Origin of the sequence: Pseudoflavonifractor intestinihominis, from assembly GCF_040096055.1 — a bacterium.
In the GTDB taxonomy this organism is placed as follows: domain Bacteria; phylum Bacillota; class Clostridia; order Oscillospirales; family Oscillospiraceae; genus Pseudoflavonifractor; species Pseudoflavonifractor intestinihominis.
On sequence record NZ_JBBMFK010000029.1, the window covers coordinates 1 to 23,496 of the forward strand.

At 64.8% G+C, this 23,496-nt stretch carries 20 protein-coding genes, 2 tRNA genes and 1 other RNA gene; 12 read left to right on the forward strand and 11 right to left on the reverse strand.

The window, feature by feature from the left end; genetic code table 11:
* Positions 1–112: 112 nt before the first annotated feature.
* Positions 113–2,971 (reverse strand): transglycosylase domain-containing protein, encoded by a 2,859-nt coding sequence (locus WMO64_RS14265; protein WP_294522199.1) that lies wholly within the window; start codon positions 2,969–2,971, stop codon positions 113–115.
* Positions 2,972–3,312: 341 nt separating this feature from the next.
* Here WMO64_RS14265 and WMO64_RS14270 point away from each other — a divergent pair, with 341 nt between their 5' ends.
* Together WMO64_RS14270 and ssrS are read left to right on the forward strand one after the other, a co-directional pair.
* Positions 3,313–3,618 carry a DUF1292 domain-containing protein gene (locus tag WMO64_RS14270; protein ID WP_294522197.1) on the forward strand — a complete coding sequence of 102 codons (306 nt, stop codon included), beginning with the start codon at positions 3,313–3,315 and terminating at the stop codon, positions 3,616–3,618.
* Between the two features lie 12 nt (positions 3,619–3,630).
* Positions 3,631–3,824: non-coding RNA, 6S RNA (gene ssrS, locus WMO64_RS14275), on the forward strand.
* A 48-nt stretch (positions 3,825–3,872) separates the two neighbouring features.
* Here ssrS and WMO64_RS14280 read toward each other — a convergent pair.
* Positions 3,873–4,577 (reverse strand): DUF6320 domain-containing protein, encoded by a 705-nt coding sequence (locus WMO64_RS14280; RefSeq protein ID WP_294522195.1) that lies wholly within the window; start codon positions 4,575–4,577, stop codon positions 3,873–3,875.
* Between the two features lie 32 nt (positions 4,578–4,609).
* Positions 4,610–5,899 carry a condensation domain-containing protein gene (locus WMO64_RS14285; protein ID WP_349232398.1) on the reverse strand — a complete coding sequence of 430 codons (1,290 nt, stop codon included), beginning with the start codon at positions 5,897–5,899 and terminating at the stop codon, positions 4,610–4,612.
* 215 nt (positions 5,900–6,114) lie between these two features.
* Between WMO64_RS14285 and WMO64_RS14290 the strand changes: the two genes are divergently transcribed.
* Positions 6,115–7,080, forward strand: a complete 966-nt coding sequence (locus WMO64_RS14290; RefSeq protein WP_349232399.1) for an alpha/beta hydrolase — start codon at positions 6,115–6,117, stop codon at positions 7,078–7,080.
* A 59-nt stretch (positions 7,081–7,139) separates the two neighbouring features.
* Here the strand turns inward: WMO64_RS14290 and brnQ are convergent, their stop codons facing one another.
* Both brnQ and fdxA read right to left on the reverse strand, forming a co-directional pair.
* On the reverse strand, positions 7,140–8,465 hold the full coding sequence (gene brnQ / locus WMO64_RS14295; RefSeq protein WP_349232400.1) for a branched-chain amino acid transport system II carrier protein: 1,326 nt from the start codon (positions 8,463–8,465) through the stop codon (positions 7,140–7,142).
* A gap of 110 nt (positions 8,466–8,575) precedes the next feature.
* Positions 8,576–8,746 (reverse strand): 4Fe-4S ferredoxin, encoded by a 171-nt coding sequence (fdxA, locus tag WMO64_RS14300; protein ID WP_294522184.1) that lies wholly within the window; start codon positions 8,744–8,746, stop codon positions 8,576–8,578.
* Positions 8,747–8,888: 142 nt separating this feature from the next.
* Between fdxA and WMO64_RS14305 the strand changes: the two genes are divergently transcribed.
* The 4 genes from WMO64_RS14305 to WMO64_RS14320 all read left to right on the forward strand — a co-directional run bounded on the left by WMO64_RS14305 (position 8,889) and on the right by WMO64_RS14320 (position 12,744).
* The gene (locus WMO64_RS14305; RefSeq protein WP_349232401.1) at positions 8,889–9,071 is read left to right on the forward strand and encodes a hypothetical protein; all 183 of its coding nucleotides are present in this window, start codon (positions 8,889–8,891) and stop codon (positions 9,069–9,071) included.
* A 4-nt stretch (positions 9,072–9,075) separates the two neighbouring features.
* Positions 9,076–11,592 (forward strand): ATP-dependent Clp protease ATP-binding subunit, encoded by a 2,517-nt coding sequence (locus WMO64_RS14310; RefSeq protein ID WP_349232402.1) that lies wholly within the window; start codon positions 9,076–9,078, stop codon positions 11,590–11,592.
* A 1-nt stretch (position 11,593) separates the two neighbouring features.
* Entirely contained in the window at positions 11,594–12,106 is a 513-nt protein-coding gene (locus tag WMO64_RS14315) for a DUF4358 domain-containing protein (protein WP_349232403.1), read from the forward strand.
* Between the two features lie 200 nt (positions 12,107–12,306).
* Positions 12,307–12,744 (forward strand): MarR family winged helix-turn-helix transcriptional regulator, encoded by a 438-nt coding sequence (locus tag WMO64_RS14320; protein ID WP_294522173.1) that lies wholly within the window; start codon positions 12,307–12,309, stop codon positions 12,742–12,744.
* Positions 12,745–12,810: 66 nt separating this feature from the next.
* Here WMO64_RS14320 and WMO64_RS14325 read toward each other — a convergent pair whose 3' ends face one another.
* Genes WMO64_RS14325 through WMO64_RS14335 form a run of 3 tightly spaced genes read right to left on the reverse strand, consistent with a single transcriptional unit; the run spans position 12,811 to position 14,677 of the window.
* The gene (locus WMO64_RS14325) at positions 12,811–13,641 is read right to left on the reverse strand and encodes a Cof-type HAD-IIB family hydrolase (RefSeq protein WP_294522171.1); all 831 of its coding nucleotides are present in this window, start codon (positions 13,639–13,641) and stop codon (positions 12,811–12,813) included.
* Entirely contained in the window at positions 13,638–14,081 is a 444-nt protein-coding gene (locus WMO64_RS14330; protein ID WP_294522168.1) for a hypothetical protein, read from the reverse strand. The genes WMO64_RS14325 and WMO64_RS14330 overlap by 4 nt, the downstream gene beginning before the upstream one ends.
* Entirely contained in the window at positions 14,078–14,677 is a 600-nt protein-coding gene (locus tag WMO64_RS14335) for a GTP-binding protein (protein WP_294522167.1), read from the reverse strand. Before WMO64_RS14335 ends, WMO64_RS14330 begins: the two co-directional genes overlap by 4 nt.
* 218 nt (positions 14,678–14,895) lie before the next feature.
* Between WMO64_RS14335 and malQ the strand changes: the two genes are divergently transcribed.
* Entirely contained in the window at positions 14,896–16,341 is a 1,446-nt protein-coding gene (gene malQ / locus WMO64_RS14340; protein WP_349232404.1) for a 4-alpha-glucanotransferase, read from the forward strand.
* A gap of 72 nt (positions 16,342–16,413) precedes the next feature.
* Here the strand turns inward: malQ and WMO64_RS14345 are convergent, their stop codons facing one another.
* Positions 16,414–17,085 (reverse strand): TIGR03936 family radical SAM-associated protein, encoded by a 672-nt coding sequence (locus WMO64_RS14345; RefSeq protein ID WP_349232405.1) that lies wholly within the window; start codon positions 17,083–17,085, stop codon positions 16,414–16,416.
* Positions 17,075–18,913 (reverse strand): TIGR03960 family B12-binding radical SAM protein, encoded by a 1,839-nt coding sequence (locus WMO64_RS14350; protein ID WP_349232406.1) that lies wholly within the window; start codon positions 18,911–18,913, stop codon positions 17,075–17,077. The genes WMO64_RS14345 and WMO64_RS14350 overlap by 11 nt, the downstream gene beginning before the upstream one ends.
* Positions 18,914–19,171: 258 nt before the next feature.
* On the opposite strand from WMO64_RS14350, the gene WMO64_RS14355 reads away from it, so the two are divergent.
* From WMO64_RS14355 to WMO64_RS14365, 3 genes are all read left to right on the forward strand, one after another.
* A tRNA-Ser gene (locus tag WMO64_RS14355) sits at positions 19,172–19,258 on the forward strand.
* A gap of 60 nt (positions 19,259–19,318) precedes the next feature.
* A tRNA-Ser gene (locus tag WMO64_RS14360) sits at positions 19,319–19,409 on the forward strand.
* Positions 19,410–19,688: 279 nt separating this feature from the next.
* The gene (locus WMO64_RS14365) at positions 19,689–20,177 is read left to right on the forward strand and encodes a hypothetical protein (protein ID WP_349232407.1); all 489 of its coding nucleotides are present in this window, start codon (positions 19,689–19,691) and stop codon (positions 20,175–20,177) included.
* 118 nt (positions 20,178–20,295) lie between these two features.
* Here the strand turns inward: WMO64_RS14365 and WMO64_RS14370 are convergent, their stop codons facing one another.
* Positions 20,296–21,942 (reverse strand): Na/Pi cotransporter family protein, encoded by a 1,647-nt coding sequence (locus tag WMO64_RS14370; RefSeq protein ID WP_294521220.1) that lies wholly within the window; start codon positions 21,940–21,942, stop codon positions 20,296–20,298.
* Positions 21,943–22,304: 362 nt separating this feature from the next.
* On the opposite strand from WMO64_RS14370, the gene WMO64_RS14375 reads away from it, so the two are divergent.
* The gene (locus tag WMO64_RS14375; protein ID WP_349232408.1) at positions 22,305–23,345 is read left to right on the forward strand and encodes a LacI family DNA-binding transcriptional regulator; all 1,041 of its coding nucleotides are present in this window, start codon (positions 22,305–22,307) and stop codon (positions 23,343–23,345) included.
* Positions 23,346–23,496: the final 151 nt, after the last annotated feature.

The following is a 23,496-nucleotide window of genomic DNA, read 5'->3' on the forward strand; positions in this document are numbered from 1 at the left end:
CTCCGTTGCCCAATCCTGCCTGACAGATGCCATAATCGTAATTCTTTCAAATCACTTTCTTATGACCACCTGTCCCAACCGGGGGGCTTCTTTGTATGACTGCGCGCTTACCTCAGGCCGCCGGGATATAGGGCTCCTCCGACGGCGTCTCGCTGGGGCTGGGGCTGGGCGTGGGTGTGGGCGTCACTTCGCCGCCCTCGCCGCCCTCCGGCGGAGTGGTCTCCCCGGGCTCCGTGGGCTCCCAGGGGTCGGTTCCCGGCGGCGTGCCCCCCGGCGTGGGCCAGGTGCTGCTGTCCTCGATGTCAAAGCCGGGCCACTGCTCCTGGGTGGGCCAGGTCTCAGGGTTGAGGAAGTCAAAGGTCTCAGGGTCGTACGCCTCCGGCTCGGTGTTCTCCACAAAGGGCCAGGTACTCTCGTCCTCCGGGTCGAAGCCGGGCCACTGGGCCTGGGTGGGCCAGGTGGTCTTGTCGTCGATGTTGAAGGTGGCCGGGTCATAGGGCAGCACCTCGTTGTGGACGGTGCAGTAGGCCCCCTGCCCCGCCTGGAGCAGATAGTCCTTGGTGAAGATGTCGTCGGCGATGCTGTAATTGCTGCCCACCCGCTCCCGGACAAAGTCCAGCACCGACACGGTGGACTTGCTGGACTCGGGGCAGTTGTCCCCGGCGATGTGGTACATGCCGGTGGGGTTGCCGTTGCTGTCCAGGAAGGGGTCGTCCAGGCAGATGGTCACCAGACCGCCCTCGGGGAAGGGGGTAGTGTTGTGGACGGTGCAGTACTCCGTGGGCGCGTCGCCCGCAAAGTAATACTCCTTTACGGTCTGGAGGCCACGGGGGTCCATGGCGCAGGCGTCGGTGGCGATCATGCCGCTCTCGGTGCAGATGGTCACCTCGGTCAGGCCGTCGGGCTGGGGGAAGTCCTTGTTCTCCAGGCCGGCGTGGATCTGGCTCATGACCTTGGTCCACATCTGGGCGGAGGGGTTGCCGTTGGAGGTGATGCGCTCCTGCTGGTCGTAGCCGCACCAGACCGCGGCGGTGTAGTAGGGCGTGTAGCCCACGAACCAGCGGTCCCGGTTGGAGTTGGTGGAACCGGTCTTGCCGGCCACGGTCATGTTCTCCAGAACGGCCTCGTAGCCGGTGGCGATGTTGCCGCTCACCCGGTCGTAGCTCACCACGTCCTTGAGCATGGAGTTGATATACCAGGCGGTGGTGTCCTTCACAGCGGTGACGGGCACCCGGTCCTCATTGGTATCCAGCAGCACGTTGCCCTTGGAGTCCAGCACCCGGTAGTAGGTGCGGCTCTCCAGGTAGGTGCCGCCCCGGGGGAACACGGAGTAGGCGGTGGCCATCTCCCGGACCGACACGCCGTTGGTCAGGCCGCCCATGGACAGGGGCGCCAGGGCCACGTCTGTCTTGACCTGGCCGCCCACCTCCTTCTGGTACACCAGGCCGGAGTCGCTGTTGGTGAAGCCCAGCTTGGTGGTCAGGAAGTCAAAGGACGCCTGGGGGGTCAGCAGAGCCAGGGTCTTGATGGCCACGGTGTTGGAGGAGATCTTGATGGCGTCCCGGACCGTCATGCGGCCCAGGTATCTGCCATAGGAGTTGCTGGGGTAGGGGCTGCCGTTCTCCAGCTGGTAGGGGCTGTCGTCAAAGACCGTGCCCGGCGTGATGAGGCCCATGTCGATGGCGGGGGCGTACACCGACAGAGGCTTGAAGGAGGAACCGGGGGCCCGCTTGCTGTCGGTAGCCCGGCTCCAGATACGGCTGCCCTCCTTCTCTCCCATGCCGCCGGACAGGGCCACGATGTTGCCGTCCGGGTCCACGATGACGATGGCGGACTGGAGCTGCTGGCCGGAGGAGGAGATGTAGGGCAGGTTGTCCATGTTCTCATACACCGAGTCCACAATGTTCTGGATGTCCATGTCCAGGCAGGTCTCGATGGTCAGGCCGCCGTAGTAGATCATGTTCAGCGCGGTGGTCTCGGAGTAGTCGTACTTCTCCATCAGGTCGGCCACCACGTCCGCGATCACCTGGTCCTCATACCAGGTATAGGCGGTCTCGTCCCGCTCCTCGTCCTCGCCCCGGACAAAGTTCAGTCCCGCGTCCAGCTCGGCCTTGGCCTGGTCGTACTCGGCCTGGGAGATCATCTCCAGCTCCAGCATCCGGCTGATGACCAGATTGGCACGCTTGGTGTTGTTCTCCTTGTTGAGGTAGGGGTTGTACATGGAGGGGTTGTTGGTGATGCTGATGAGGCTGGCGCACTCGGCCAGGGACAGCTGGGACACGTCCTTGCCGAAGTAGGTGTAGGCCGCGGTGTACACGCCGTTGCAGCGCTCGCCCAGGTAGATATAGTTGAGGTAGGCCTCCAGGATCTGGTCTTTGGAGTACTTCTTCTCAAACTCCAGAGCGCGGAAAATCTCCAAAATCTTCCGCTGCACCGTGACCTCCTTATCGGTGGTCAGGTTCTTGATGAGCTGCTGGGTGATGGTGGAGCCGCCCTGGACGTCCCCGCCGGTGAACATGGTCAGCACGCCCTTGGCCGTGCGGATCCAGTCCACGCCGTGGTGCTCACGGAAGCGGTGGTCCTCGATGGCGATGGTGGCGTTGATCAGGTTCTGGGGGATGTCCTCATACTCCACCCAGACCCGGTTGCCGTCCGAGCCGTAGATGGTGCGCAGCTCCTGAAGGGTTCCGCTGCTGTCGTTGTAATACATGGTGCTGGAGAGAGACATGTCTACAATGAAGTCGCCCAGATTCAGGTCTGTCTGGGGTATGATCACCTGCTGGATATAGATCGCCGCAAAGCAGGCCAGGAAGGCACAGGTGGTGATACCGACCAGTACAAGCGTGCCCAGAACCTTGCCGATGGTGGCAAAGACATGGCCCACCGTACTGCCCTTTCTTCTGCGTTTTCTGCGCCGGGGCGCCGGGGTCTGACCCGGACTGCCGCTCCGGGTCTCGTTGGTATTGGCCAAAATAACACCTCCGTAAGCTATGGTGCTCTATCAATCGGTCCTCTGTTCTCTGTCTCCACGCGCCGATGGCTGCACCCGCCAGCCCGCGCTGAATCCCCCAAAAGCGGCTTATTTTATCCGTTTTCGAAGGATTACGCGGCATCTGCCGCACAAATAAACCGCAAAACGGTTTATTCAACAGCCCTTATTATAAACACAAATGCCCCTCTTGTCCACCCTAATGATTTACATTTCGCCTCCGGTGTAAACAGAGGATAAAATTTGGCTCGTCCCTCTCTTGCTTTTTTTCTGCATTCAGGTTACAATACCAGTGTAACATCGGAAAGGAAACGGTGCACACTATGAGCGAAGAGTACGGCCCGGATTTTATCACCGTCACGGATGAGGACGGCAACGAGTTTGAGCTGGAGCATCTGGACACCCTGGAGTACAACGGCCAGACCTACATGGCCTTCTTCCCCGCCGTCGAGGACGGCAAGGACGTGGAAGAGGTGGACCTGGACGAGGAGTACGGCCTCATCATCATGAAGGTGGTGGAGGTGGACGGCGAGGAGCAGCTCTCCACCCTGGACAGCGATGAGGAGCTGGAGATGGTCTACCAGCAGTTTATGGAGCAGCTGTTTGCGGACGAGGAGGAGGACCAGTAAGGTCTTCCTTTTCCCTCCCTGCTCGGTGCGTGATGGGCTTTATTTAAACCCACATTTCTAAAACGGGATGCCCCACTCATGGTGCGGATCGCAGGCCTCCCGACTCCCGAGGTCGGAAGTTGGAAGCGGAGAAACATCATGGAGGCAACCCACCTGCCATTTCGTGCAGGTTTTAAATGGGTCCACACGGCCAGAGCGGGGAGCTATAAGATGTCAAAACGCCTGCCGGCACAATGCCGGCAGGCGTTTTTGCTTTACATATGGAACCGGCGCCGGACCTCCTCCCGCAGGGAGGGCACACGCCGGACGATCACCAGGGGGATCACCAGGGCCACGCACACCGTCACCACGATCAGCGACCAGCCCGGCTGCCAGGCGCCGGTGAGGAATCGGTCCACAAACAGCTCCACCCCCAGCAGGAACAGCCCGATGGCCCCGATGATCAGGGTGGTGGTGGTGAGGATGGACCGCTTGCCGCCCCGGAAGATCAGCCCCAGGCACAGCACGATGGCGCCCCCCAGCAGAATGATGGGCAGCGCCAGGTGCCAGTACCAGTTCCCGCCCCCCAGGTCCAGGGAGATGAGGAACACGTACAGGGCCACGGCCAGGACGTCAAACACCAGCCGCACACACACCGGCATCCGCCGCAGCAGCAGCGGCGGCACGAACCACAGCCACAGCATCACCGCCGCGCCGATGACGTACAGCGACCAGGCCCGCTCCGCCCGCAAAAACAGGTTCAGCACGCCGCAGCACACCGCCACCGACAGCAGCATGGCGCTGATGAGCAGGGCCAGCTCCCCTCGGGCCACCGGCGGCACCTCCCCCTTCTCCGTGGGAAAGGGCTTGGGGCCCCACATGTCCACCGGCTGGTTGGGGTTGAGCACCGGCGTGTGGCACAGCGGACAGGACTGGGCCGTGTCGTCCAGCTCCACGCCGCAGTTGACGCAGTATGACATATCCTTTCACCTCTGAGGCGGCCCTCCGGCCGTCAGTTTGTTCGGTTGCTCTCCACCCGCACGGGAATCCCTTCCTTCACCAGGTGGGTGAAAAACCGCCGCTCCGTCTCGCTGGACACCCCCGTGCCCGCAAAGGTCACCTCCATCACGTTGCCGTAGCTGATGGACGCGCAGTGGGGCGACGGCCGGGTGGCCTGGCCCAGGATGACCTCCATCCGCTGGATGTGGGGCGCCATCTCGGGGGGCACCTTGAACTGGCCCGGGTTGGTGTAGGTGGCCGAGTAGGGCCGGGCCGCCACCAGACGGTAGGACAGGGACATGACCGGGTTCTTCAGCACCACGGGGATCAGCTGGAGAAACCGGTTGGTGGTGAAGCGCACATTGCCGGTGAACACCGCCCGCATCTCCTGCCGGTTGATGTTCAGGCGCATGAAGTGGTGCACCCGGTCCACGATCTCCTGAAAGGTGTACTCCCCCAGGGAGGGGTCGATGCAGGGCCGCACCGTGAGGATGAAATTCCGCAGGGTCTTGGACGGAAACCAGCCCCGCAGGTTGATGGGGATGGCCAGGGACACCGGCCGGGGCCGGTGGGGCTTCTCCGCCGCCTGGTTCTCCATGATGGCCTCCATCAGCACCGCCGCCAGATACTCCGTGATGGACGCGTTGTGGCTCTTGGCCACCGCCTTGAGCCTGTCCACCGGCATGAAGCCCATGGTCACGTTCAGGGTGTAAAAGGGTTCCGCTTCACTGGTGTTGGGGTAGGCCGTCTTCTGCCAGCCGCCCCGGAGCACCCTGTTCCCCGCGTAGCGGGAATAGGCGTCCTCCATCTCCTCTCTGGCCGGGGGCTCATGGATGTCCAGAACCCCGCCGCCCTCGGGGATATCCACCCCCGTCTCCCGCAGGTACACCGCCAGCAGCGTGCGGAAAAAGGTCAGCGCGCCGCTGCCGTCCGACAGGGCGTGGAACACCTCCAGAGAGATGCGCCGCCGGTAGTAGTAGAACCGCACCAGCCAGCCGTTGTCCTCCTTGAACCGCACCGGCTGGCAGGGGTTGGCGATGTCCGGCCGGACAAAGGGCCCCGGGGCGTCGTTGGGCTCCAGGTAGTACCAGAACAGCCCCTGCTTAATCCGCACCCGGAAGCCGGGAAAACGGGGCATCACCTGGTCCACCGCCCGCTGGAGGGCGGCCGGGTCCACTTCCTCCGTCATCACCGCCGAGAACCGGTAGATGGCCGAGTACTTCTCCTTCTGGATGGAGGCATAGAGCACGCCCGCGTTGTCCAGCGGATACCAGTCCGGCTTTTCCTTCTTGTGTCTGGCCATCTTCTCTCCCTCTTCTCCCGGTCCCCAGGACCGTTTCGGCGTCCATATTGTAGCATGGACGGAGCAAAACTACAACCCGCCCGCCGGCCGCAAATTCTGCCTCTTTTCTTTTCCCGTCCGGCATAGTATGATATAATCTATGTTTAATGTTACCCCATCCTGTATTTCCGGGCATTTCTCCCCGTTTCATTGCCCATTTTCCCAAGGAGGTCCCCATGGAACACACACCTGAAAAACGCCGGATGAAGCTCATCTGCCCCCTGGACCGCAGGGACACCCCCCAGGACCGGCGGCTGGCCCCCATGATGCGGGCCCTCAAGGCCATCCACTCCGCCACCTCCCCCGAGTCCATGGCCCCGGAGGACCTGGAGCGGCAGCGGGCCGCCCAGGAGCTGCTGGGCCGCCTGGCCGCCCCTATGCTGGGCATGAAGTGGGAGTCCTTCACCCTGGAGGGCATGAACGCCGCCTGGGTCCGGCCCGAACGGGGCCACGACCGGCGGCGGGCCGTGCTCTACTGCCACGGCGGCGGCTACACCAGCGGCAATCTGGGCTACTCCCGCCCCCTGGCCGCCAAGCTGGCCACCGTCACCGGCTGGGAGGTGCTGGCCTTTGAGTACCGCCTGGCCCCCGAGCACCCCTTCCCCGCCGCCGCCGACGACGCCATGAAGGCCTGGGACTACCTGATGTACCAGGGCTACGGCGCCCGGGACATCGTGGTGGCCGGCGACTCCGCCGGGGGCAACATGGCCCTGGTGCTCTGCCACCGGCTCAAAGCCATGGGCCGCAGGCTGCCCGCCCGCCTCATCCTCATGTCCCCCTGGACCGACATGACTGCCAGCGGCCGGTCCTACACCGAGCGGGCCGCCCTGGACCCCACCATCAGCCTGGCCTACATCAAGGCCGTCCGCACCGCCTACGCCCGGGGCCACGACCTGGCCGACCCCCTCCTCTCCCCCCTGTTCGGGGACTTCTCCGGCTTCCCCCCCACCCTGATCCAGGCGGGCAGCAACGAGCTGCTCCTCTCCGACTCCATCCGCCTCCGGGACCGGATGACCGCCGCCCAGGTGCCCTGCCGCCTGGAGGTGTGGAACGAGATGTGGCACGTGTTCCAGATGTTCCCCACCCGCAAGGCCAATCTGGCCATGGAGAGCATCGGCCGGTTCCTGCTGGAACAGTTTTAAGTCTCAACAGCAAAACGCCGCCCTCCGCATTGAATACGGAGGGCGGCGTTTTCTTTTGTTTATTCAAGCCGGGTCCGGCGTCCGCCCGTCGCCAGGGACAGGAGAATACCGACGGCGGCGCCCACCACCGCGGGCACCACCCAGCCCAGCCCCATGGACGCCAGAGGCGCTTTGGCCAGCAGTCCGGCCACCCCAGCGGGCAGCAGGGCCGCCCCCCGCAGAGCGGAGAGCACGCTGGCCACGCCGGTAAAGAGGATAGCCGCGGGGTACACGTACCGCAGGCCCTCCAGCCACCGCTGGCAGAAGGACAGGAGGATGAGCACAATGGCCACCGGGTAGATGGCGTTGAGCACCGGCACCGACACCTTGAGGATCATGTTCAGCCCCGCGTTGGACACCGCCATGCTCACCACGGCGAAAAACACCGCCCACCACCGGTAGGAGATCTTGGGAAACAGCCCGCAGAAGTACTCGCTGCAGCAGCTGATGAGGCCCACGCAGGTGTTGAAGCAGGCGATGACAAACACCGCCGCCAGAATGGCGCTGCCCCAGGGGCCGAACACGGCGGGCACCATCTTGGTGAGAATCTCCGCACCGTTGGCCGCGCCCGGGAAGACGCCGCCCGCCATGGCCCCGATGTGGGCCAGCATGGCGTAAATCGCCAGCAGCATGGCCCCGGCGATCCACCCCGCCCGGATGGTGGTGCGCACCACGCTCTTCTCGCGCTCCACACCCCGGGCCCTGATGTTCAGGGCGATGATGATGCCGAAGTTGAGGGCGGCGATGGTGTCCATGGTCTGGTAGCCGTCCACAAAGCCCTGAATGGCCGCGTTGCCGGTATAGCTGCCGCTGGGGGCGGCGTAGCCCCCCACCGGCTTGACCAGGCACCCCACAAAGAGCACCACGATCAGGGCGATGAGGATGGGACAGAGAATCTTGCCCAGCCGGTCGGTGAGCCGCTCGGGCTGTAAGGCCAGGGCCAGGGCCGCGGCAAAGAACAGCACCGAGTAGATCAGCTGCAGCAGCCCGGCAGGCGCGCTCTCCCCCAGGAAGGGGGTGACCGCCATCTCAAAGGAGGTGCTGGCCGTCCTGGGGATGGCCAGGCAGGGGCCGATGGACAGGTAGATCAGAAAGGTGAACACCGCCGCGAACCAGGGGCTCACCCGGCCCGCCAGCTTGTCCAGCCCCCCGGAGCGGGCCACCGCCACCACGCCCAGAATGGGAAAGCCCACCGCCGACACCGCCAGCCCCACAAAGGCGATCCAGGTGCTGGTCCCGGCCTGCGCGCCGGTAAAGGGGGGAAAAATCAGGTTCCCCGCCCCAAAAAACATGGAAAACAGGGTGAACCCCACCAGCAGCAGTTCTCTCCCCTTCAGTTCCTTCATACATACCTCCTGTTTTCTGCCGGTATTCCCTGTTCCGGCTTCCTATTCCTGGTTGAGAGAAAAAAACAGCGGCGCCGTTGTCCGGCGCCGCTGTTTTTCATCAGAGTACATCAGCCCTGGGAGATGGCACCCACGGGGCAGGTCTCAGCGCAGGTACCGCAGTCGATGCAGGCATCAGCGTCGATGACATAGTGCTCGTCACCCTGGGAGATAGCGGACACGGGGCAGTTGCCCTCGCAGGAACCGCAGCTCACGCAGTCATTACCGATAACATAGGCCATTGGAAACACCTCCAATTCAAGTGTGATATCATTGTACCACAAGTTTTCCAAATTGCAATGCTAAATTGTGCGGAAGTCGGGTATATTTCCCTGTAGGCGGAAAAAATATAGGGAGCCGCACAGCGGCAGGTGATGTATTATTATGAAAAAAATACCTGATTCTATCTTTCGCATGGAGACGGCGGGCAGTCTGGCCCCCGACCTGGAGGGCGCGCCTGTCAGCGCCAGGCACCAAAACCGCACCAACGCAAAGGAGCATACACACTGTGAGAAAAAACAGGCAGACAAGGCGGCCCAGCCCCCAACCGGCGGCGGAAGGGCGTGAGGCCGTGAGCGGAACCAGATTCACCCAGCGGGCCCAGACCGCCCTGATGCTGGCCCAGACCTGCGCCGCCGAGCTGGGCCACGGCTACGTGGGCAGCGAGCACCTGCTGCTGGGCCTGGCCCGGGAGGAACAGGGCATGGCCGCCCGGGTGCTGCGCACCGCCGGCCTCTCCTCCGAGACCATCCGCGCCGCCATCGCCGGCATGGTGGGGGTGGGCGCGCCGGGGGGCCAGCCCTCCCAGGGGCTCACCCCCAGGTGCAAGAAGATCATCGAGCTGGCCCTGGCCCAGTCCGCCCGGCTGGGCTGCTCCTACGTGGGCACCGAGCACCTGCTGCTGGGCATCCTCCAGGAGGGAGACGGGGTGGCCGCCCGGGTCATCGCCGACAGCGGCGTGGACGCCCGCAGGCTGTACGGCGACGTGATGGCCGCCCTGGGAGGCGACGGCGCCTCCTTCTACCGCGGCCCGGGCCGCCCCCGGTCGGAGCGGGACTTTGCCGAGGGCGGCCGGGACACCAAGCTGGCCGACCAGTTCTCCAAAGACCTGACCCGCCTGGCCGCCGGCCACCTGCTGGACCCGGTGGTGGGCCGGGACAGGGAGATCCGCCGGGTCATCCAGATCCTCTCCCGGCGCACCAAGAACAACCCCGCCCTCATCGGCGAGCCCGGCGTGGGCAAGACCGCCATCGCTGAGGGCCTGGCCCTGCGCATCGCCGCCGGAGACGTGCCCGACGAGCTGCGCCGCAAGCGGCTGCTCTCCCTGGACCTGTCCTCCATGGTGGCGGGCACCAAGTACCGGGGTGAGTTTGAAGAGCGGGTGAAGAACATCCTCGCCGAAGTGCGCCGGGCGGGCAACATTATCCTCTTCATCGACGAGCTCCACACCATCGTGGGCGCCGGGTCGGCGGAGGGGGCCATCGACGCGGCCAACATCATCAAGCCCGCCCTGGGCCGGGGCGAGCTCCAGGTCATCGGCGCCACCACCGTGGACGAGTACCGGAAATATATCGAGAAGGACGCCGCCCTGGAGCGCCGGTTCCAGCCGGTGACCGTGGCCGAGCCCGACCTCCAGACCGCCGCCGCCATCCTCCGGGGCGTCCGGGACCGGTACGAGGCCCACCACAAGCTGACCATCAGCGACCAGGCCATCGAGGCGGCGGTGGCCCTGTCCGCCCGGTATATCGGCGACCGCCGCCTGCCCGACAAGGCCATCGACCTCATCGACGAGGCCGCCTCTCGGGTGCGCATGGAGCGGCTGGCCACGCCCCCCGCCCTGCGCCAGCTGGAGGAGCGGGCCGAACAGGCCTGCCGGGAGAAGGAGGAGGCCATCCGCAACCAGAACTTTGAGAAGGCCGCCATGATCCGGGACGCGGAGGCCGACTTCCGCCGGGAGCTGGAGCTGAAAAAGGCCGCCCTCCGGGCCGGACAGCAGACCGGCTCCGTGTCCCCCGAGGACGTGGCCGCGGTGGTGGCCGAGTGGACCGGGGTGCCCGTCACCACCCTGACCCGGGAGGAATCCCAGCGGCTCATGGGCCTGGAGGAGGAGCTCCACCGGCAGGTGGTGGGCCAGGACGAGGCCGTGAAGGCGGTGGCCAAGGCGGTGCGGCGGGGCCGGGTGGGCCTGAAGGAGCCGGGCAGACCCACCGGCGTGTTCCTCTTCCTGGGCCCCACCGGCGTGGGCAAGACCGAGCTGTGCAAGGCCCTGGCCGCCGCCCTCTTCGGCAGCGCCGACGCCCTGCTCCGGTTCGACATGTCCGAGTATATGGAGCGGCACACCGTGTCCCGGCTGGTGGGCGCGCCGCCGGGCTACGTGGGCCACGAGGAGGGCGGCCAGCTCACCGAGAAGGTCCGCCGCCGCCCCTACTCCCTGGTGCTCTTCGACGAGATCGAGAAGGCCCACCAGGACATCTGGGGCATCCTGCTCCAGATCATGGAGGACGGCGTGCTCACCGACGCCCAGGGCCGGAAAACCGACTTCCGCAACACGGTGGTGGTCATGACCAGCAACGTGGGCGCGGCCCGGATCACAGGCCGCGGGGGCCGTCTGGGCTTCCGCGCCGCCAGCGCCGGGGAGACCCGCTCGCCCGAGGAGCTGCGGGGCGCTGTACTGGAGGACCTGAAGCGGGTGTTCCGGCCGGAGTTCCTCAACCGGGTGGACGAGACCATCGTGTTCCGCCAGCTGACCCGGCAGGAGATCCGCGCCATCGCCGGGCGGATGCTCCGCGACGTGGCGGGGCGGATGGAGCGCCTGGGCGTGTCCCTGCGGGTCACCGACCGGGCCCTGGACCTGCTCGCCGAAAAGGGCTTTGAGCCCGACTACGGCGCCCGCCCCCTCCGCCGCACCATCCGCGCCCAGGTGGAGGACCCGGCCGCCGAGCTGCTCCTCTCCGGAGCCCTGGCCCGGGGCGGCCGGGCGGTGGTGGACGGGGACGGCGACAGTCTCACCGTCACGCCGGAACAGCCCGTCCCCGCCGTGCCCCGCCATCCGCCCCAGACCCAAACACAACAAGACAGGAGTTTTTGACATGAAACGGTTCTTTTCTCTCATCCTTCTCCCCATCCTGCTGCTCACCGGCTGCTCCGCAAAGCCGGAGTCCCAGCTCACCGCCCAGGAGCGGACCGAGCTCTACCGCTCCGCCATCCAGGACGCCCGGAGCCAGGATGAGAACGACGCCTACCCCATCATCACCTCGGACGCCGACGACATGGCCCCCCTCCTGCTGGAGCTGATGGGCCTGTCCGCCGGGGACATGAGCGCCTACGCCATCTCCGCCTCCGCCATGAACGTGCGGGCCTACGGCGTGGCCGCCGTCTACCCCGCCGAGGGCAAGGACGAGACGGTGAAGGAGGCCCTGCGGGACTTTGTGGACCGGCAGAAGCAGAGCTTTGAGCAGTACCTGGCCGACCAGTACGACATCGCCGCCAACGCCCGGCTGGAGACCCTGGAGGACGGCACCATCCTGCTGGTCATGTGCGACGGCCAGGACCAGGTGTTCACCGCCATCCGCTCCGCCGTGGAGGCGGGCGCAAAGGGCTGAGTCCGGCCGCTCTCCCCGCGCCGGAACCCCTGCGCGGGGAGAGTGTACATGGCGGAGCCGTTGGGGCAGAACGGATTTGTGGGAAAAAGAAATTGACATTCTTTTCACATCTGCTACAATTGTATTGCTAACAGTTGGCATAGGAACCATCTGTCAGGCTCCCTCCCGGAGCCTTCCGTTTGTAAAGGAATGCTGTCTCTATGGATGTCCCCTTCAGTATCGCGCTGCTGAAAACCTACCACGCCCAGAACAACGTCTTCCGCCCCATGATCGCCGAGCTGGGCCTGTCGGTGGGCCAGCCCAAGATCCTCGGCTTTCTCACCCGCCACGACGGCTGCATGCAGAAGGACCTGGCCGCCATGTGCGACATCGAGCCCGCCACCATCTCCCGCCTGCTGGACAAGATGGAGGCTGACGGCCTCATCACCCGGAAGGCTGTGGCGGGCAACAAGCGGGCCACCGCCATCTCCCTCACCCCCAGCGGGTACGCCCGCCACGAGGCCTCCATGGAGCTGCGCCGCCAGCTGGAGGAGATGGAGCTCTCCGGCTTCTCCGAGGAGGAAAAGGCCCTGTTCTACCAGTTCCTGGTCCGGCTCTACAAAAACCTGACCGGCGAGGCCAGCGTGGAAGAACCCTGATCCCCCCTGTCTCCGGACAACAGACAGCGCCCTGTGCATGTTCTGCACAGGGCGCTGTTTTATGCCCTATTCCGTCCCGATCCGGTCCATCAGGGCCTCCACCGCCTTGGCCACGCCCCCCTGGTCGTTGGAGGCGGTCACCATGTCCGCCGCCTGCCGGGCCAGGGCCGAGCCGTTGCCCATGGCCACCGAGCAGCCCGCCCAGGCGAACATATCCAGGTCGTTGTTGCTGTCCCCCAGGGCCAGCACCTCTTCGGCCCCGATGCCCAGATGGGCGCACAGCGCCTCAAGTCCAAAGCGCTTGGCGGCCCCGGCGTGGCTCACCTCTATGTGGAGATGGACGGGGTAGGTGACGACATAGAGCCCGCCCATGGCCTCCAGCTTCACCTGCACGTCCTCCAGCGCAGCCGCGTCCGGGAGGAAATCCACGTCCACCTTCTCCACCGTCCGCTCCCCCAAAGCCCCCTCCAGACTGTCCACCCGGTCGTCATACCGGAAGCGGAGAAGATCAAAGTCGGACACCGGCGGACGGCGCTCCAGCTCCCCCCGCTCCACGTAGATCCGGTTGTCACAGTACACCTCGATCAGCGGGTCATAGGGCGCCAGCACCGCTATGACGGCCCGCCGCTGCTCCGGCGTGAGCCCCCGCTCCGCCAGCCGCCGCCCGGTGCGCAGGTCGGTCACCGCCGCGCCCTGGGAGGACACCGCGTAGCCCACGCAGCCCAGCTGCGCCGCCGCGTCCTCCATCATCACCAGGGACCGGCCGCTGGCCAGCACGATCTCCGCACCCTTCTCCGCCGCCCGGCGCAGGGCGCGGATGTTCTCCTCCGGCACCGTGGCCCCGTCCCGGGCCAGCAGCGTGCCGTCCAGATCTACCGCGATCATCCGAATGCTCATGCCTTTCCCTCCCCTTCCCCGCCGAACAGGCCGTCCAGGACGGCCTGGGTCACGGCGCGGGTATTCAGCAAGGAGACCACCTTCACCGCCACGTCGTATCTCCGCACCAGTCCGTCCGGCTGCCAGCCCACGCCGCAGGCGCCGTCCACCGTGCCCAGCCGGGTGACCGACAGGGCGGCCGAGCCCGCGCCGCACCTGATCTGGGCCGTCACATGACCGGCCACCACGCCGTCCACCGCCAGACGCTGCGCCACCGCCGCCAGCCCCACCGCCACCCGGCCGGCCACCTCTCCGGCGGTCGCCGGCTCCGGCAGACGGACCGTCCACTTCCCCCCGCACTCCAGCGCGCCGTCCAGCAGGCGGCGGGCCGGGCCGCCGGGGTCACCGCTCCCGCACACGGGGCCGCGGCTGTGGTCCTCCTCATGGACATGGCCGTTCACTGCGCTTCACCTATCCCTTCCAGAATGATCTGCCAGAGGACCGTGTCCTCCGTTTTCCCGGCGCTGACCGTCCGCACCCGGGCGCCGTCCGCCCAGCGGGCGATCAGATCCAGCTGCTCCCCGGTGGGCCGCACCACGTCCGCCTTGTTGACCAGCACCAGCTCCGCGCCCCTGAGCTGGCCCTCCAGCACAGGCCCCACCACTCCGCTGAGCACGCCGAACCGGGCGGCATCCACCACGCACACAGGGTGGACCGGTATATCCGGGCGGCCGCCCCTGCGGAAGGCGGCGCACACGCCGTCCATCATCGCCAGGCCGGTCATCTCCGCCACCAGCCAGTCCGGGTTGACCTCGTCCGCGATGCGTCCCACGGCCTGAACCGGATCCCCGGAGAGCTTGCAGCAGGCACAGCCCCGGAAGAGGGGCTCCACCGCGATCCGCCCCTCTCCCCCAGGGGCGCTGTCCGCCTCCATGGGGCCTATCTCGCCCTCTATGACCGCCGAGGTCCCCTCCAACCGGGCGATGGCCCGGATCACCCGGTTGAGCACCGCGGTCTTGCCGGAACCGGGAAATCCGCCCAGCAGAAGTATTTTCATTCCACGTCCCCACCTTTTGGCCGTATATCACTCTGATTGTACGCTACAGCCGCTGCCGCCGCAAGTTGTTTTTGCCCGCTGCCGCCTCTTTTCCCGCTGCCGCGGGTTTCCAGTCTTGTGGTTTTGTCCCGCAGGCATTATAATAATATGCGTATGCGATGATTACCGGGCGCCGGGGCCCTGCCGGTCCCTACTCCGCCGGAAAGGATGGAATGCGAATGGACGGACGCTCCAGCGGAATCCTCCTCCCTGTCTTCTCCCTGCCGGGCCCCTACGGCATCGGCACCATGGGGAAGGAGGCCCGCGGCTTTATCGACTTTCTGGCCTCGGCCAATCAGCACTACTGGCAGATCCTTCCCCTGGTCCCACCGGGGGGCGGCGACTCCCCCTATATGTCCCCCTCCTCCTTTGCGGGCAACCCCTTCTTCCTGGACCTGGAGGAGCTGGCCGATGAGGGGCTCCTCACCCGTGAGGAGCTGGACTCCGCCCGCCACGACAACCCCGACCGGGTGGACTACGGCTTCCTCCGCCGCACCCGCATCCCCCTGCTGCGCAAGGCCTGGGAGCGGGGCAAGGAACTCTGGGCCCCCAGGATGAAGGCCTTCCTCACCTTCGCCCACTGGGCAGAGGATTACGCCCGCTTCTCCGCCCTGCGGGAGGAGCTGGACCTGCCCCCCGCCGAGTGGCCCTCCCCCACCCCCGAGCCGGAGGAGGACGACGTCAACTTCCACATCTTCCTCCAGACCGTCTTCTTCCGCCAGTGGCACGCCCTCAAGCGGTACGCCAACGAGAAGAACGTGTCCATCATCGGCGACCTGCCCATCTACGTCTCCGAGGACGGCGCCGACTTCTGGGCCAGGCCCGAGCTGTTCCAGCTGGACGAAAAGGGTCATCCCGCCGCCGTGGCCGGCGTGCCCCCCGACGCCTTCTCCGCCACCGGCCAGCACTGGGGCAACCCCCTCTACGACTGGAAGGGCCACCGGAAGGAGGTCTTCGACTGGTGGGTGGAGCGGATGGCCTGGGCCGCCGAGCTGTACGACGTGGTGCGCATCGACCACTTCCGGGCCTTTTACAACTACTGGTCCATCCCCGCAGGGGACACGGTGGCCACCTACGGCCACTGGGAGCCCGGCCCGGGCATGGAGCTGCTCCAGCGCTTCCAGGACGAGGTGCCCAGCCTGAACATCATCGCCGAGGACCTGGGCGCCCTGGAGGAGGACGTGCTGGAGTTCATCGCCAAGAGCGGACTGCCCGGCATGAAGGTGCTGGTCTACGCCTTTGACCCCAACGGCGAGAGCGCCTACCTGCCCCACAACTGCCAGCCCGACTCGGTGGTGTACACCGGTACCCACGACACCCCCACCTTTGTCCAGTGGCTCTTCCAGGAGGCCTCCCCCGGCGAGCGGGACTACGCCATCAAATACCTCCGCCTCCGGGAGGACGAGGGCTACGGCTGGGGCGCCGTGTGCGGCGCGTGGAGCACCATGAGCCGCCTGGCCATGGCGCCCCTCCAGGACCTGCTGGGCCTGGGCGCCGACGCCCGCATGAACACCCCCGGCACCGCCGGCCCCCACAACTGGACCTGGCGGGTCCGCTCCGCCGCCCTCAACCCCGATGTGGCGGGCAAGCTGGCCGACATCACCAGAACCTACCGCAGAGGATAAAACTTCTCAAACATGCAACCATGAAAAAAGAGGTCTCCGCACATGGCGGAGACCTCTTTTTTATTATTATGGTTATTCCCAGGGCTGGAACTGGGCGTCCAGCACGTCCTTCCGGTGGAAGGCCACATAGTCCGGGGACGCCTCGGGACAGTGCTCCCGGATAGCCGACACGATCAGCTCCGGATTCAGGCCCGGGTTCTGGGCCCGGATGATCAGGTCCAGGGCGATGGTGTCCCGCCGCCCCTCCACCGTGAACTTGGCGATGAGGGGGATCAGGTCCACCTCCACCTGGCCGCTCTTGGCCTTCTTGGACTTCTTGACCACCACCAGGCTCTCCCGGCTCAGCAGGTCCCGGATGGCGGTCTCCGCCCCGAAGGGCGCGCCGTTCTCATACTCCAGGGTGACAATATAGTTGACGTAGGTCAGGGCCTTCACGGGCTGGACCGCCTCGTAGCACTTCTGCACCGTGATCCCCTCGGGCAGCACCGCGTTCATCCGCCCGGGCACCTCGCTCAGCTCCGCGCCGCCCCGCAGCTCGAACTCCAGCACCTCGCACTGGCTGGAAAAGCCCACCGACAGCGGCAGCGGAATGGACACAAAGGCGTGGGGGTTGAAGCCCTCGGTGTGGGTGATCTCGATCCCCGCCCGGAGAAACGCCCGCTGGAAGGTGCGCATCAGGTCCAGATGGGAGATGTACTTGGCCCGCCCCGCCTTGGTAAAGCGCAGCCGGTTACTATTCCGCATCGCACTCACCTCCCGGATAGAGCTTGTCCGCCCCGCAGCCGGTGCACTGCTTCCGGCAGTCGGGGGTGATCTTGTTCTGGTAGCACTGCTCCCGCTCCCGCCACAGGAAGGGCTTGCGCACGCCGGTAGAGATCATGTCCCAGGGCAGGATCTCGTCCTTGTCCCGCTGCCGGGCGGCATAGAAGTCCATGGACAGGCCGCAGGAGGCAAAGGCGTCCTGCCAGTGCTGGAAGTCAAAATACTCGCTCCAGGAGTCAAACTTGGCCCCGTTCCGCCAGGCCTCCTCGATCACGTCGGCCACACGGCGGTCGCCACGGGCAAACACCGCCTCCAGCACGCTGGTGTCTGGGTCGTGCCAGTTGTAGCTGATGGAACGGCCCCGCATATTGTCCCGCAGCAGCTTCACCCGCCGCTGGTACTCCTCCATGGAGATCTGCCCCTCCCACTGGAAGGCGGTGTGGGGCTTGGGCACAAAGAAGGAGGTGGACACCGTGATCCGCACGCCACGGCGGGGCTCCGGCGTGGTCTCACGCCAGGCCTGGTACACCTTCTCCGCCAGATCGGCAATGCCCAGCACGTCCTCGTCGGTCTCAGTGGGCAGGCCCAGCATGAAGTACAGCTTCACCGACGACCAGCCGCCGGAAAAAGCCGTACGGCAGGACTGGAGGATGTCCTCCTCGGTGACGTTCTTGTTGATGGCGTCCCGCAGGCGCTGGGTGCCCGCCTCGGGCGCAAAGGTCAGACCCGACTTCTTGCCGTGCTGAAGGCGGTGCATCAGGTTCATGGAGAAGTTGTCCGCCCGCAGGGAGGGCAGCGCCAGGCTCACCTTCTCCGGCTCGCACCACTCCAGCAGCCCGTCGCACAGCTTGAGCAGGTGGCGGTAGTCGCTGGTGGACAGGGACGACAGGGTCATCTCCTGGTAGCCCGAGTCCTTGCAGGCCTCGATGCCGTACTTCACCAGCAGCTCCGGATCACGGGACCGGACCGGCCGGTAGGCGTACCCCGCCTGACAGAACCGGCAGCCCCGGATGCAGCCCCGGAACACCTCCAGGGTCACCTTGTCCTGGGTGATCTCGGTGGAGGGCACAATGGTCTTCACCGGGAAGTAGGACTTGTTGAAGTCCTGGACGATCCGCTTGGTCACCACCGCGGGCGCGCCCTCCCGGGGCGTGATGGCCGCCACGGTGCCGTCCTCGTGGTAGGAGATATCATAGAGAGAGGGCACGTACAGACCGGGAATCTTGGCCGCGGCCAGAAGGAACTCCTCCTTCTCCCAGCCCTCGCTCTTGGCCTTGCGGTACAGCTCCAGCAGCTCCACCGACACGTCCTCCCCTTCGCCCAGGGAGAAGATGTCCACAAAGGGGGCCAGCGGCTCCGGGTTGAAGGCGCAGGTGCCCCCCGCCACAATGATAGGAGACAGCTCCCGCCGCTCCTCCGCCCGCACGGGCAGACCCGCCAGGTCCAGCATATTGAGCACGTTGGTGTAGGCCATCTCGTAGCCCAGCGAGAAGCCGATCATATCAAAGTCCGCGATGGAGTCGCCGCTCTCCAGGCCGTAGAGGGGCAGGCCCTCGGAGCGCATCTCCTCCTCCATGTCCCCCCAGGGGGCGAACACCCGCTCGCACCAGCACCAGGGCAGGTTGTTCATCACGCCGTAGAGAATGCGCACGCCCAGATTGGACATGCCGATCTCATAGGTGTCCGGGAAGCAGAGGGCATACCGCACCTCCACCTTCCGCCGGTCCTTGACCACTGCGTTGTATTCTCCCCCCGTGTACCGGGCGGGCTTCTGCACCCTGGGCAGGATGCGTTCCAGACTACGATTCATGCCAAACCCCCGTCAGTCCGTTCCATTTTTCGTTAACCGTTATATTCTACCCTTTATAGGTGCGCTTGGCAAGTCCATTTTCTGCTTTTTCAAACTTATTTCGCGGACCATGGTCTTTTTTGCCCTCTGCTTCCCGCCGCCCTTCCTCCGCTCCCACTCACCACTCGGACTTTTTTCAGAAATTTTTATTTTTCGGTTGACAAGCTATCTTGGATATGATATTATTCTAACCGTTGCATCTGACTTGAACCCGGGCGTGGAGAGATGTCCGAGTGGTTTAAGGAGCCGGTCTTGAAAACCGGTGACTCGCAAGAGCCGTGGGTTCGAATCCCACTCTCTCCGCCACTTTTCTTCCCGAAAGCCGGCAGCGAGTCGTGCGATGCATATGCGCATCCCGGCCGATACGCAGAAGTACCCAAGTGGCCGAAGGGGCTCCCCTGCTAAGGGAGTAGGCGGGTAAAACCGTGCGAGGGTTCAAATCCCTCCTTCTGCGCCAAAAACCCGAAGTCTTTGATTTCAAAGACTTCGGGTTTTTTCTTTGTAAAGCTTCTGGACCTAGAAACTCAGAATGCTCTCAAAAAAGCGGCCTAGAAGCGGGTAAAATCCGAATGCGTAGTTAGCATCATGGCGTGATTAACCCCTTTCGGCTTTCGCTTTTGGACTTGCATGAATCTTCTCCTTTATCTTTCCATATCTCCCTGTGTCCCTTCTTTTTCGCCTTTTTTCGCCTCTGGCCTTCACTATACTAGAGGCAGCGAAAAAGGAGGTTTTTTCTATGGATTCCATCAAAAGGCGTCTGCTCCCCCTGCTTGCCGCTCTGGTGCTGCTGCTCTGCTCCTGCACCGCAGGTACGCCGGACAACTCCCCCAGTACGTCCCCCAGTCTGCCGGCGCCCAGCCAGGTCCAGTCCAGCGTCTCCCCCAGCCTGCCGCCCAGCGAAACCGACCCGCTCCAGGTCCAGCCCAGCGCCTCCCCCAGCCCGCCGCCCAGCGAGACCGACCCGTCCGAGGTCCAGCCCTACATCTCCCCCAGTCCGGCTGTCACAACGCCGGAGCCCTCCCCCAGCACAGCTCCGGTCTCAGAAGCCCCAGCCGCTGCGGCAGTTGAGGACCCGGTGGAGGTCATTGTCTACGTCACCAAGACCGGGGAGAAATACCACGCCGCCGGCTGCCAATACCTCAGCCGGAGCCAGATCCCTATGTCCCTGGAGGACGCCAAGGCCAGCGGCTACACCCCCTGCTCCAAATGCCATCCGCCCAGGTAACGGCAGACCAGCCCCATCCGGGCAAAAAATCCGGCCCGGTCCTGAATTGAAGTGACCCCAAACTGTCTAACAAATGGGGTGCAGTTCATCAGGACCGGGCCGGTCTGTTTTTTGTGTGTTACCGGGCGGGGGCGGCCGCCATGCGCTCCTGGGCGATGTTCAGGGCGTGGTCGCCGATACGCTCAAAGTCGGTGAGCAGCTCGGAGAAGAGGATGCAGGCCTCGTCGGAGCAGGAGCCCTGCTTCATGCGGTCCAGCTGGCTCTGGCGGAACTCGGCGGTCATGTCGTCGATGCGCTGCTCCAGCTTCTCCATGGAGCTGAGCCAGCCCTCGGACACGTCGGCGTCGGCGGCCAGGGTGTCCAGCGCGGCCAGGCACACGTCCCGCATCTCACGCAGCTCGTCCTTGGCACCCTCGGAGAACTGGATGCCCTTCTGATCCATCATGGTGCTGTACTCGCAGATATTGATGGCGTGGTCGCCGATGCGCTCGATGTTGCCGGTGATCTTGAAGTAGGCGGACACGGCGGCAGAGTCGGTCTCGTTGGTCTCGTGGGCGATGACCTTGGAGATATACTGGGAGATTTCCTTGTTCAGGTAGTCGATATAGGTCTCGGTGGACTCGGCCTGGGACAGCAGTTCGGGCTTGACCTCCAGCACGGCCCGGAAGGCCAGGTCGATGTTGCTGCGGGCCTTGCCCAGCATGCGCTGGAGCTCCTCCCGGATCTGGTTGAGGTAGATGGCGGAGGTACCGATGGCGATGGACCGGTCCTTGTCCACGGAGATGGGGGTGAGGTACTGCAGGTGCATACCCTCCTCCTTCTCCTCCTTGCGGTCGGGCAGGATGTGCATGGCCAGCTGGACCAGGTGGCCGCCCACGGGCAGGAGCAGCAGGGTGGTGACCACGTTGAAGATGGTGTGCATGTTGGCGATCTGGGCGGCGGCGTTGTCCGGCGTGAAGCTCTGGACAATACGAGTCAGGGGGCTGAACATACAGACCAGCGTGAAGATTATGGTGCCGATGATATTAAAGGACAGGTGGATGATGGTGGTGCGCTTGGCGTTACGGCTGGTGCCGATGGAGGCCAGCACGGCGGTGATACAGGTGCCGATGTTCTGGCCGAAGAGGACGTACACGGCGGTGGGCAGGCTGACCACGCCGCTCATGGCCAGGGCCTGGAGGATACCCACCGACGCGGAGGAGGACTGGATGATGGCGGTGAAGATGGTGCCGGTGAGGATGCCCACCAGGGGGTTGGAGAAGGTGGAGACCAGGTTGATGAAGGCCTGGGAGTCACGCAGGGGCTCCATGGCGGCGCTCATCATGTCCATACCGATGAAGAGGATGCCCAGGCCGGCCAGGATGGCGCCGATGTGGTGGACCTTGGGGTTCTTCAAAAAGACCATCAGGGCGATGCCGATGAAGGCGAACATGGGGGCCAGGGCGCCCGCGTCCAGGGCGATGAGCTGGCCGGTGATGGTGGTGCCGATGTTGGCGCCCATGATGATCCACACGGCCTGCCGCAGGGTCATCATGCCCGAGTTGACGAAGCCCACCACCATGACGGTGGTGGCCGAGGAGGACTGGATCACGGCGGTGATGACCGCGCCCACCAGCACGCCCAGCAGACGGTTGGAGGTGAGCTTTTCCAGGATGCTCTTCATGCGGTTGCCCGCGGCAGCCTCCAGGCCGGAGCTCATCATCTGCATTCCGTGGAGGAACAGGGCCAGACCGCCCAGCAGACTCAATATGTCGGTGATTTTCATTCTCTTTCTCCTTACTCCTTACACACACATTATTCTCTCCCGCCGGCCGGACAAAAATAAAAAGAGTACAGCCCGCCTTCCGGAACGCCCGGAACGCAGGTCATACTCTCTTCTTCATATTTTGTCCGTCCGGCAGCTGTGACGGGCGCCAGAATGAGGCGTCGGCCATCATGTGCATAACCCTCTCTGTATGATCTCGACAAAGGATACGGGAGTAGTATATCAAATTGTAAAATCCAGCGTCAATAGACTTTACAATACTTTTACATTGCCCAGGCAAAAAACTGTTTTTGCCTCCTTTTTCGCTTGTGCCTTTGGGCAAACTGTGGTACAATTTTTTTACTAAAAAAAGGAGGACCGCTATGGCAACCCTGAAAGAGCTCTCGGACCGCACGGGCTACTCTCCGGCCACCATCTCCCGCATTCTGACGGGGGACCCGTCGCTGACGGTGAGCGACGAGGCCAGGAAGCGGGTGCTGGAGGAGGCCGGACGTCTGGACTACGCCGCCACCCGCAGCCGCCGGGGCCGGTCGCCCAAGATGCTGCTGCGGGTGGGGGTGGCGGAGATGCTCACGCCGGAGCAGCAGCTGGACGACCCCTACTATCTCTATCTGCGCAACTTTGTGGAGCAGGCCTGTGCAGAGCGCAAGTACGCCTTCCTCCCCCTGGAGCGGCGGGGAGACGAGGGCTTCGCCCCGCCGGAGGGCGCCGCCCCGGACGGCATCGTGGCCATCGGCATCTTCACCCGGGAACAGCAGGCGGCCCTGGCCGCCGTCAGCCCCAACCTGGTGTTCCTGGACTCCTCCCCCGACGAGGCCCGGTTCGACTCGGTGGTGCTCAACTACGCCCTGGGCATCCGCCTGGCCCTGGACCATCTCCTCTCCCTGGGCCACACCCGCATCGGCTTCATCGGCCCGGCGGAGAAGCTGGGCGACTGCAAGGAGCCTGCCCCCGAGGTGCGGCGGAGCTGCTTTGTGTCCATGATGGAGGAGCGGGGCCTGCTGGACCCGGCCCTGCTGGTGGAGGCGCCCATGGACAGCCGGGCCACGGCGGCGGCAATGTCCGCCTTCCTGGACCGCTGCCCCCATCCGCCCACCGCCTTCCTGGCCGCCAACGAGGAGAACGCCATGGGCGCCAGCCGGGCTCTTGAGGCCAGAGGGCTGTCCGTGCCCGGGGACGTGTCCCTGGTGTCCTTCAACGACACCCCCCTGTCCCAGCTCATGACCCCGCCCCTCACCTCGGTGTCCACCCACGCCGACGAGATGGCCCGCACCGCCGTGGGCCTGCTGGGCGAGCGGACCTCCGCCGTGGCCGGCCGCCCGGTGCGCACCCTGCCCCAGAAAGTGGTGGTCCCCCCCACCCTGTCCGTCCGGGAGAGCACCGCACCCCCTGCCCGGCGGTAAAAACCGCCCCCTTCTTCGCTTTTCTGCACAATCAAACCGCCCGTTTTTGTGGGGAACGCTGAACTTCTGTCCAGGATAAAGATTGCGGTTGAATTTTTAGTAAAAATTAAATATACTAGAGGCACGAAACGGAACCACCATAATCTGACTG